Source organism: Psychromonas sp., from assembly GCF_041586535.1.
Lineage (GTDB): Bacteria > Pseudomonadota > Gammaproteobacteria > Enterobacterales > Psychromonadaceae > Psychromonas.
Window position 1 is genome coordinate 1 of sequence record NZ_JBFGZY010000155.1, and the last position, 9,548, is coordinate 9,548.

The following is a 9,548-nucleotide window of genomic DNA, read 5'->3' on the forward strand; positions in this document are numbered from 1 at the left end:
ATTGGCAGATGATTTAATAGCAAATCCGATAATTATCTATTCATTTATACTTGCTAAAATGAATGCTAGCTAGACATAAAACTACGTTTTAGTCTTTGTTATTGATTTGATTCAGAACGTCCTGTTCTTCACCACTTTGTGGCCTGCTAAAGCTGTTCAAAATCGTTCCATACGATTTTGTGCAATTAGAACAACTAGTTACTGCAATCAACGCCTTGCTTTCATCCATTTTTCCTACGCCTAAATAGATCATCTAATTAACGGAATTGGTATTACTCTTTATCAAAAACCACAAAATCATGGCTTAACACTGTCAGAGAAACTTTATCTCCCACTTTGTACTGCATGCAGTTGCCGTGATTATTACTCTCTTTTACGGTGTACCTTTTATTCAGGCAGTTAACTGTAATTTGCTGATAGGCGCCTAAGAAATTGACCTGCTCGACGATTCCCTGACCGCGACTATCAATTTCAATTGCTAATTGTTCCGGTCTTAATAGCAGGGTTAGTTGTGTATTAATTGCCCTTTCAATGATCGCATTGCAGGTTAATACCCCGAGATCCGATTGATAAGAATACTTATCCCTTACTAACACATCAAGATAATTACTCAGCCCCATAAAATCAGCTACATATCGTGAGTCAGGATGACTATAGAGTGCTTGTGCTGTATCTATTTGTACTATTCTGCCGGATTGCATCAGGGCAATTCTATCGGCAAATGCAAAGCCCTCTTCTTTTGAATGGGTAACAAATAACGCACTCATGGAATGGCTTTTAAGCAGCTCCCGAAGCTCATCAATTATCTGAAAACGGACGTGGTGATCCAGGTTCGAAAAAGGTTCGTCCAATAACATTAAATCCGGTTGGTAAGCCAACGCCCGGGCAATGGCAACCCGCTGTTGCTGACCTCCAGAAAGCTGATGTGGAAAACGATCTGCGTAATCTGTTAGCCGTACCAGTGCCAATACATCAGATACCCGCTGGCGCTGCACTTTAGCGGGCAGTTTATGCAGTGAAAAAGCGACATTGTCAAACACACTAAGGTGTGGAAACAAAGCATAATCCTGAAATATCAGGCCAACTTTGCGCTCTTCTGGTGGAATATTAATGTCATTGTGGTTAACGGTTTTATCTTTGATTTGGATCCGCCCGGAAAGCTCTGTCTGCAGCCCGGCAACTGCTCTTAGAAGAGTTGTTTTACCGCAGCCGCTCTCCCCTAATAAACACACTATTTCATTGTTATCGAGCGCTAAATCAAGTGATTTAAGGACCTGGTTGCGTTGATAAAAACAGTCTAAATCATTAACTATAAGGGCGGACATTAAGTGGCTTTCTCCAATAAACGGTTAACAACAATAAAAGGAACCAGACCCATCAACACAATTAATAAAGCCGGTAATGCGGCATACTCGATCATCTCATCGGAGACAAACTGATAAACATAAGTGGCCAGTGTTTCAAAATTAAATGGACGTAATAGTAAGGCGGTAGGCAGCTCTTTCATTGCTTCAATAAAAACTAAAATAAAGGCAGTTAGCATCCCTCTGTGGATCAGCGGCAAATTAACCCGGCGAATGGTCTGCACGGCACTTTGCCCTAATGTTCGCGAGGCAGAGTCCAGTGAAGGGGAAATCTGCGACAGGCTGCTGTCAATACTGCCTACCGCTATCGCACTGAAGCGCATCAGGTAACCGGCCACTAAAATGCATAAGGTACCGGAAAATAATAATCCGACACTGGCATAACCGTTAGCAATGAGCAGCCTGTTAAGCCCTAAATCCAAACTGGTAAAAGGGATCAGGACGGCAATCGCCACAACCGTTCCGGGCAGCGCATAGCCTAAAGAGGATAAGCGTATGCTGGCGCTCGCAAAAACGCCCGGCGATAAGCGCTTATAAAAATTAACAATCAGCGCAATCAACAGGGCCAAAAAGGCCACAATCGTTGCCAGCCAAACACTGTTCAGGGTATATTTCCCTAACGCACTGTTCAGAGATGCGCCAAAATAATTAACTGCATAATAGCCAAGCGCGCTTAGCGGCAGGATAAAAGCAAAAAACAATAGCCCCCAGGAAAACAGCAGAGCTCCCCACTTTTGCCAGCCCCGTAAAACAAAACGCAGCTCGGTATGGGTTGCGCCACTACGCTGATATAATTTTTGTCTGCGGCGACTGTAATTTTCCAGACTGATTAACACCACCAGCCCCAATAACATTAATGATGAAATTTTAGCCGCAGTACTTAAACTGCCTAACTCCAGCCAGGTATTATAAACGGCCGTGGTTAAGGTGCTCACGGCAAAATAATGCACCGTTGCAAAATCACCTAATGTTTCCATCGCAATTAATGATAACCCGACAGCAATTGCAGATCGGGAAAGCGGCAGGGAAACGCGAAAAAATGCACTTAACGGTGATAAACCTAAGGTTCGGGCCGCTTGAAATAAACCGCCGGACTGGCCTAAAAACGCACCGCGTAACAGCAGATATAAATAGGGGTAGAGAGTTAAACTTAATATGATCACTGCACCGGAAATGGTGCGGATATCGGGAAAATAATAATCCGAACTGTAGCGCCAGCCCATAACAATACGCAAAAACTGTTGAACCGGACCGGAAAAGTCAAGCAGATCGGTGTAGACAATAGCAACGATATAGGGAGGCAGAGCCAGAGGTAACATTAATGCCCATTGCAACAGGGTACGACCGGGAAACTCACAACATGCAACAAACCATGCTACCGGCAATGCAAAAATAAAACTTAAGCTGATCACCCCTAAAATCATCAATAAGGTATTCAAGGTGTAATCCAGCAATACCGTATCAATCAGATGCTGAAAACTGCCGCTATTATCAATGCGAAAAGCACTCAAAAGAAGTGCTAAGATCGGTGTAATTAAAAGACAAGTTACCACCCAGGGCAGTAACTTGTAGAGGTTGATTCTAGAGATCAAACTTCACTTCATCCAGTAATTTAATTGCGGCTTTATGGTTTTTCGCCACCTCAGCAAGCGGCAAAGTGTCTGCATTGAACTCGCCCCATGAAGCAACCAATTCAGAAGGTTTTACCTTGGCATTAACCGGGTATTCATAATTCACTTCTGCGTACATCTGCTGTGCAACATCAGCGGATAAAAACTCCATCAGCTTAACGGCGTTTGCTTTGTTCGGCGCGTATTTGGTTAATACCACCCCGCTTACGTTAACATGTGATCCGGTTGTCTGTTGATTCGGGAAGTTAATATTAACCGCTTCCGCCCAGCTCACTTGTGCAGGATCGGCAAGCATTTTACCCAGGTAGTAATTGTTGCCTAATGCGTAATCACACAGACCATCTTTAACCGCCTTCACCTGAGCACGATCGTTACCCTGTGGTTTACGCGCAAGATTCGCTTTAACGCCCTCTAACCAGGTTTTTGCATTCGCTTCACCTTCATGGGCAATCACAGAAGCAACCAGTGAGATATTATAAGGGTGTTTACCGGAGCGGGTGCAGACCTTACCCTTAAACTCCGGGCTGGCTAAGTCCTGGTAGGTGATGTTTGCTGCTGCTCCAACCCGCTCTTTTGAAGAGTAAATATTACGTACCCGAGTTGTCAGTGCAAACCACTGCTGCTGAGGATCTCTATATTGGCTGGGAATGTTTTCATTTAATACTTTACTGTCAACCGCTTGAGTTAATTGATCATCAGTTAGCAGCATTAGACTGCTAATATCCGTGGTTAACACTAAATCCGCCGGAGAAAGCTGACCTTCACGCTTCACTCTCTCGATAAGACCATCTTTAGCAAATAAGATATTAACTTCAATACCTGTTTCCGCTGTAAATTTATCCATTATCGGTTCAATAAGAAACGGCTGGCGGTACGAGTAAACATTCACCTCATCAGCAAAAGAAGCAACACTGCTAAGAGTTAAGGTTGAAAAAATCGCGGCAGAGGTAATGACTTTCTTTAAAAACATTTTATTCTCCCAAATAGGAATAGTTATCAGTTGCGACCGATATTAATGATAATAATTCCTATTTGCAATATATTTTTCTATTTAATCAGTAGATTATTGATTTAAAGCAAAGTTAAACCATATTAGAGGTTAGGTATCAAAAATAAACACGCACCACTGAGACAGCGACACAGCCCGGTCGGCGGGTTCCCTTTATTTCCACTGAAATCTCTTTTTCAATTTCCAGTCCATTCTTGATAGGTGTGACTTTAATTAAACGGCTATGGGCACGAACAACACTGCCGGTTTTCACCGGGTAGGGAAAGCGCACCTGATTAAGACCATAATTAACCGTCATCTTTACATTTGGATAGAGTGGTTTTTCAGGATTCACGCTATCTGTTAAACGCGGTAATAAAGACAGGGTTAAAAAACCGTGCGCAATCGTGGTCTTAAAGGGAGAATCTGTTTTCGCTTTTTCAAGATCGTTATGCAGCCATTGATGATCCTCTGTTACTTCGGAAAACAGGTCGATTCTTTCCTGCGAAACAGTTAACCACTCACCGACATGCACTTCTTCACCAATTTTACTGCTCAAGTTTAAAAACAGCTCCCTTGCTTCAGGCAGCAATTGGACGGGCTTTTGTTCCACATTGAGCGTTTTACCATTTTCCAGGATCACATACTCTTTTACCCAGGATAAAAGCTGCCTTCTGTTTTTATCGGAATTCTTGATGAATAACGAATAATAATCTCGAATTGAGGGAGACATCCATTGCTTAAAATCAATGGCAAATTTCTCCATAAATTCAATCTTATATTTATTAATATCAAAGCGTTTCATTAAAAAATTCCAAATCAGTAATAACAGGTAGCAGTGTGGTCAAAAGATCAAAAAAGTTAAATCAGACTGCTATTAATGGCTTTTAATACCGCCGCAGGGTTTGCGGCCTGCGTGATTGGACGGCCAATCACCAGGTAATCAGAGCCTGCATCAACAGCTTGTTTTGGTGTCATAATCCGGCGTTGATCACCGGCATCGGAGCCTTCAGGACGGATACCCGGGGTGATTAATTTAAACTCACCGCCTAACAGAGCTTTTAATTCCCGCGCTTCATGGGCTGAGCACACCACCCCGTCAAGACCACTTGATTGAGTCAGTTTGGCAAGACGCTTGACCTGCTCGGCCGGGGAGAGTTCAATGCCCAACTCTTTTAAATCGGCCTCGTCCATACTGGTTAATACCGTAACAGCAATCAATAAAGGCGCTTTCTCACCGTATGGCTGCAAAGCTGCTTTTGCCGCCTCCATCATACGGCGACCACCACTGGCATGAACGTTGACCATCCATACACCTAACTCTGCAGCGGCTTTAACGGCTTTAGCCACCGTATTGGGAATATCATGAAACTTAAGATCCAGAAAAACATCAAAATCCATATTAACCAGCTGCTTGACAAATTCCGGGCCAAAGTGGGTAAACATCTCTTTGCCGATTTTCAAACGGCAACTACCAGGATCCAGCTGGCTGATAAAATCCAAAGCCTGCTGTTTATCTTGATAATCCAATGCGATAACTACTTTGGGATCTACTGATTGTGTCATTCTTTTTCCTATCTTATTATTTCTGTTATTGGTTATCTGTTGACTGTATCGGCTGGCATCTGCTTTTATTCACCATCCAACCCGCGAATCGGTTTAACTCTGCCCCAACTTTTACAGGAAGGACATTGCCAATATAATTTGTTACTCGAGTAGCCGCACTTCTGGCAGCGATACTTAGGGCGCAACTTAATTTGCTCTGCAACCAGCTTATGCAGGAAGGCTAAACTCTCTTTCTCACTGGCGGACTCGGCTGACTGCAGATGATAAGTTATTAAATGATTAAACCCTTTCATAGTCGGGTTACGGCGCAACTCCTGAAGCATGAATGCTTTGGCTTTTTCAACACTACGATAGCGGGCAATCAGTTTTGCCAGCAGGATAACGGCGCTGGCCCCCCCCCCTAAACTAACGATGCGATACAAATAGGCAATCAGTTCCTGTTCACTGCCCTGCTGCTGATGCAGACGTAATAACTTATCTAGTATTACTTCAGTAAAGTCGATATCCAGTTCCGGAATCGATTGTAAAATTTGTAATGCCTTTTGCGGGTTACCCTGCTCGATATAATAATCACAGAGGGCAATATTCGCACGAATACAATTTGGGAAAACAGTTAACGCTTTTTGATAAAGTTTAATTTTTTGTTTCTCTTCCTCGGCTTTTTTTAACTGGTCTGCCAAACTGCAGTAAAGATACGCCAGGGTTCTACGCTTTTTTGTACCTTTTGATAATTTATGCAGAGACTCTGTTACCTTTACCGCCTCCTGCCACTCTTTCAGTTGTTGATATATTAATAGCAGGTTTTCCAGTGCGACTTCCTGATATTCAGGAGATTCTTTTAATTGTTTAAATATCTCTTCACTGCGATCAAATAACCCTGCCTGATAAAAGTCTTTGCCTAATTGTACCGATGCTAAATCTCTTTGCTCAAGGGTCAGTGAGGGACGGGCGATTAAATTCTGATGGATACGAATGGCGCGGTCTACTTCACCACGCTGGCGGAACAAGTTGCCTAATGCAAGGTGAGTTTCAATAGTTTCATTATCAACCTCCAGTAGCGCGATAAAGTGATCTACCGCTTTATCAGGTTGATCGCTTAATAAAAAATTAAGGCCCTGAACGTAATCTCTACTGAGTTTATTACCTTTTTTCTGTTTTTTCTGGTGCACACTGCGTACGCCCATATACCAACCGTATAAAGCTGCTACAGGGAGTAAAAGAAAAAATATTTCCTGCACTAAAAATTAATCTTTGGCCGGTAAAGAACGTAACTCGTCAAGCTCTTTTCCCTGACGTTTGGTCATTTTAAGTAATTGCCTGTTTTTTATTTTTAATTGCAGATAAAACATCATGGTAATAATACCGGATGCAACAAAACCAATCACGAATATAATCGCTAATAATGTGGCAAGGCGTATTTCGCTTTGCGCGACGATATAGTTAAGATTTACAACCTGCTGATTTTTCAAACCGACTACAATCGCCACCAGAAATAGCACAATTGTAATAATTAACGTAATAATACTTTTCATAGCGGTACCTTAGCAAAGAAAATAAGTTCTCAGTTTATTATATATTAAACGGGGAATAAATCATTGATATAGGGAGATTTAAGATTTTATTCGCGCGGAACAAGCAAAATGATTAAAAAACATTGCAGAATGTTTTTCAGATAAATTCGGGGTAAAAAAATGGTGCTCTAAGGCACCATTTTTCAGTTAAGCATTTGCTGCATTAACCCGCTCTCTCAATGCTTTGCCGGGTTTAAAATGAGGTACATATTTGCCATTAAGTTCAACTCTATCCCCGGTTTTAGGGTTTCGTCCAACTCTTGGGGCACGATAATGCAAAGAGAAACTGCCAAACCCCCGGACTTCAATTCTTTCGCCTTGAGCAAGTGAATTGGCCATTAAGTTGAGTGTTTCTTTTACGCTATCTTCAACCTCTTTTACCGACAATTGAAAGTGCTTGCTGGTTAGTCTTTCAATTAAATCAGACTTAGTCATAACTTACCTCGCGTTCAAATTTGAATACAGTAAACCGACTCCAGTTAATGCTAATTATTTACCTAAGCGCGCTGGAAATTCGGAAATGCTTTTTCCAAGTTGCTTTGGCAAAAGCAGCCGTTGCCGGCCACTCTATAATTATTTGCCTTTAGCTGCGTTAAACGCGTCAAGCATTGCGTTACCCATGCTTGCTTCGTCTTGTTGTTTTAAGCTATCAATAGCTTCTTTCTCATCAGCTTCATCTTTTGCTTTGATAGAAAGGCTAATTACGCGGTTTTTACGATCAACACCAACGAATTTAGCTTCAACAGACTCACCAGCTTTAAGTACTGTAGACGCATCTTCAATACGCTCACGAGCAATATCAGCCACACGGATGTAACCTTCAACGCCGTCTGCAAGAGTAATAGTTGCACCTTTAGCATCAACTTCAGCGATAGTCCCTACAACAATAGACCCTTTCTTGTTTTCTGCTAAGTAATTATTGAACGGGTCAATAGCTATTTGCTTGATACCTAAAGAGATACGCTCACGCTCTGGGTCAACTTGAAGTACAACAGCTTCGATTTCATCGCCTTTTTTGTAATCAAGAACAGCTTTTTCACCTTCAACTTCCCAGCTGATGTCAGAAAGATGTACCAGACCGTCGATGTTGCCGTCAAGACCGATGAAGATACCGAAATCTGTGATAGATTTGATCTTACCAGAAACTTTCTGACCTTTATCGTGAGTTGCTGAGAACTCTTCCCATGGGTTAGCTTTACACTGTTTAAGGCCTAGAGAGATACGACGACGTTCTTCATCGATATCAAGAACCATAACTTCAGCCATATCACCAAGGTTAACAACTTTAGACGGGTGAATGTTTTTGTTAGTCCAATCCATTTCTGAAACGTGAACTAAACCTTCAACACCTTCTTCAATTTCAACGAAACAACCGTAATCAGTTAAGTTAGTCACTTTACCAGTCAGGCGTGTTGATTCTGGGTAACGCTTAGCGATTGCTACCCATGGATCTTCACCAAGTTGCTTAAGACCTAGAGATACACGAGTACGCTCACGATCGAATTTAAGTACTTTAACGTTGATTTCATCACCAACATTAACGATTTCGCTTGGGTGCTTAACACGTTTCCAAGCCATATCAGTAATATGTAACAGACCGTCTACACCACCCAGATCTACGAAAGCACCGTAGTCTGTAAGGTTCTTAACGATACCTTTAACTTCTTGACCTTCTTGAAGATTTTCAAGTAGCTCATCACGTTCAACACTGTTTTCAGTTTCGATAACAGCACGACGAGATACAACAACGTTATTACGTTTTTGATCAAGTTTAATCACTTTGAATTCAATATCTTTGTTTTCAAGGTGAGCAGTGTCACGTACCGGACGTACGTCAACTAATGAGCCAGGTAGGAAAGCACGGATACCGTTTAATTCAACAGTGAAACCACCTTTAACTTTACCGTTAATAACACCGATAACTGTTTCTTGGTCTTCGTACGCTTTCTCTAATTGGATCCAAGCTTCATGACGTTTAGCTTTTTCACGAGAAAGTTTAGTTTCACCGAAACCGTCTTCTACCGCGTCTAGCGCTACATCACAAACATCGCCAACTTCAACTTCAACTTCGCCAGCAGCGTTCTTGAATTCTTCAACTGGGATAGCAGCTTCAGATTTAAGGCCTGCATCAACGAATACTAAGTTGTTGCTAATACGTACGATTGTACCTTTAACAATTGTACCTGGGCGAGTTTCTACTTGTTGAAGAGATTCTTCAAATAGTTCAGCAAAAGATTCCATCATCTATTTATTCACACTTATTTTTTATACAACCACATACAATCCATTCGTACGGGAGGCAAGAAAGATTACCGCTTCATCCATAAAGCAGTTTTTAGTAAAACAGTTGAATCATTCAACTGTAATTTTTAATTTAAGTTCAACTAAAGCTAATACTTTCGATACAACTTCATCAATTGTTAATGTC

The 9,548-nt window shown here is 41.8% G+C and carries 10 protein-coding genes; all 10 read right to left on the minus strand.

Annotated features, from left to right (window positions below; genetic code table 11):
* Positions 1–88: 88 nt before the first annotated feature.
* Positions 89–253 carry a hypothetical protein gene (locus ABZA00_RS14885; protein ID WP_372882943.1) on the minus strand — a complete coding sequence of 55 codons (165 nt, stop codon included), beginning with the start codon at positions 251–253 and terminating at the stop codon, positions 89–91.
* Between the two features lie 19 nt (positions 254–272).
* Entirely contained in the window at positions 273–1,325 is a 1,053-nt protein-coding gene (locus tag ABZA00_RS14890; protein ID WP_372882944.1) for an ABC transporter ATP-binding protein, read from the minus strand.
* Positions 1,325–2,956, minus strand: coding sequence for an ABC transporter permease (locus ABZA00_RS14895; RefSeq protein WP_372882945.1), 1,632 nt, complete (start codon positions 2,954–2,956; stop codon positions 1,325–1,327). The genes ABZA00_RS14890 and ABZA00_RS14895 overlap by 1 nt, the downstream gene beginning before the upstream one ends.
* A complete protein-coding gene (locus ABZA00_RS14900; RefSeq protein WP_372882946.1) occupies positions 2,946–3,965 on the minus strand; it encodes a Fe(3+) ABC transporter substrate-binding protein in 1,020 nt (339 codons plus the stop codon). Before ABZA00_RS14900 ends, ABZA00_RS14895 begins: the two co-directional genes overlap by 11 nt.
* Before the next feature lie 136 nt (positions 3,966–4,101).
* A complete protein-coding gene (locus ABZA00_RS14905; RefSeq protein ID WP_372882947.1) occupies positions 4,102–4,788 on the minus strand; it encodes a MaoC family dehydratase in 687 nt (228 codons plus the stop codon).
* A 56-nt stretch (positions 4,789–4,844) separates the two neighbouring features.
* The gene (gene pyrF / locus ABZA00_RS14910) at positions 4,845–5,549 is read right to left on the minus strand and encodes an orotidine-5'-phosphate decarboxylase (protein ID WP_372882948.1); all 705 of its coding nucleotides are present in this window, start codon (positions 5,547–5,549) and stop codon (positions 4,845–4,847) included.
* A 65-nt stretch (positions 5,550–5,614) separates the two neighbouring features.
* On the minus strand, positions 5,615–6,787 hold the full coding sequence (gene lapB, locus ABZA00_RS14915) for a lipopolysaccharide assembly protein LapB (protein ID WP_372882949.1): 1,173 nt from the start codon (positions 6,785–6,787) through the stop codon (positions 5,615–5,617).
* A 6-nt stretch (positions 6,788–6,793) separates the two neighbouring features.
* Positions 6,794–7,081, minus strand: coding sequence for a LapA family protein (locus ABZA00_RS14920; RefSeq protein WP_372882950.1), 288 nt, complete (start codon positions 7,079–7,081; stop codon positions 6,794–6,796).
* 186 nt (positions 7,082–7,267) lie between these two features.
* The gene (gene ihfB / locus ABZA00_RS14925; protein WP_372882951.1) at positions 7,268–7,555 is read right to left on the minus strand and encodes an integration host factor subunit beta; all 288 of its coding nucleotides are present in this window, start codon (positions 7,553–7,555) and stop codon (positions 7,268–7,270) included.
* Positions 7,556–7,693: 138 nt separating this feature from the next.
* Complete coding sequence (gene rpsA / locus ABZA00_RS14930) at positions 7,694–9,364, minus strand: 30S ribosomal protein S1 (RefSeq protein ID WP_372882952.1); 1,671 nt, start codon at positions 9,362–9,364, stop codon at positions 7,694–7,696.
* Between the last annotated feature and the right edge of the window lie 184 nt (positions 9,365–9,548).

What these genes read in the sequence shown, in the direction of transcription:
- ABZA00_RS14885 (WP_372882943.1), bottom strand. Translation starts at nt 253, where the DNA reads ATGATCTATTTAGGCGTAGGAAAAATGGATGAAAGCAAGGCGTTGATT.
- ABZA00_RS14890 (WP_372882944.1), bottom strand. Translation starts at nt 1,325, where the DNA reads ATGTCCGCCCTTATAGTTAATGATTTAGACTGTTTTTATCAACGCAAC.
- ABZA00_RS14900 (WP_372882946.1), bottom strand. Translation starts at nt 3,965, where the DNA reads ATGTTTTTAAAGAAAGTCATTACCTCTGCCGCGATTTTTTCAACCTTA.
- ABZA00_RS14905 (WP_372882947.1), bottom strand. Translation starts at nt 4,788, where the DNA reads ATGAAACGCTTTGATATTAATAAATATAAGATTGAATTTATGGAGAAA.
- pyrF (WP_372882948.1), bottom strand. Translation starts at nt 5,549, where the DNA reads ATGACACAATCAGTAGATCCCAAAGTAGTTATCGCATTGGATTATCAA.
- ABZA00_RS14920 (WP_372882950.1), bottom strand. Translation starts at nt 7,081, where the DNA reads ATGAAAAGTATTATTACGTTAATTATTACAATTGTGCTATTTCTGGTG.
- ihfB (WP_372882951.1), bottom strand. Translation starts at nt 7,555, where the DNA reads ATGACTAAGTCTGATTTAATTGAAAGACTAACCAGCAAGCACTTTCAA.
- rpsA (WP_372882952.1), bottom strand. Translation starts at nt 9,364, where the DNA reads ATGATGGAATCTTTTGCTGAACTATTTGAAGAATCTCTTCAACAAGTA.